The organism is Streptomyces lancefieldiae (assembly GCF_031845825.1).
Taxonomy (GTDB): domain Bacteria; phylum Actinomycetota; class Actinomycetes; order Streptomycetales; family Streptomycetaceae; genus Streptomyces; species Streptomyces lancefieldiae.
In genome coordinates this window covers 1-572 of sequence record NZ_JAVRFH010000279.1, presented here as the reverse complement: position 1 = coordinate 572, position 572 = coordinate 1, and the positions used below count along the sequence as shown (strand labels likewise).

General features: G+C 65.6%; 1 protein-coding gene. It reads left to right on the top strand.

What is annotated here, in order from left to right; all coding sequences use genetic code 11:
- Positions 1 to 572, top strand: a 572-nt coding sequence (locus RM812_RS42130) for an alpha-amylase family glycosyl hydrolase (protein WP_311586294.1), incomplete at both ends; no start/stop codon positions are given.

Sequence of the window (572 nt, the reverse complement as noted above, 5' to 3'; positions counted from 1 at the left end):
CGCGGCATGCGCGTCATCATCGACTTCGTCATGAACCACACCAGCGACCAGCACCCGTGGTTCCAGGAGTCGCGGAGCAACCCCGACGGCCCCTACGGCGACTACTACGTCTGGGCGGACGACGACAAGCAGTTCCAGGACGCGCGGATCATCTTCGTCGACACCGAGGCGTCGAACTGGACCTACGACCCGGTGCGCAAGCAGTACTACTGGCACCGCTTCTTCTCCCACCAGCCGGACCTCAACTACGAGAACCCGGCCGTCCAGGAGGAGATGATCTCCGCCCTGAAGTTCTGGCTGGACCTGGGCATCGACGGGTTCCGGCTGGACGCGGTGCCGTACCTCTACCAGGAGGAGGGCACCAACTGCGAGAACCTCCCGGCCACGCACGCCTTCCTGAAGCGGGTGCGCAAGGAGATCGACGCCCAGTACCCGGACACGGTGGTGCTGGCGGAGGCCAACCAGTGGCCCGAGGACGTCGTCGACTACTTCGGCGACTACGCCTCCGGCGGCGACGAGTGCCACATGGCCTTCCACTTCCCGGTCATGCCCCGCATCTTCATGGCGGTGCG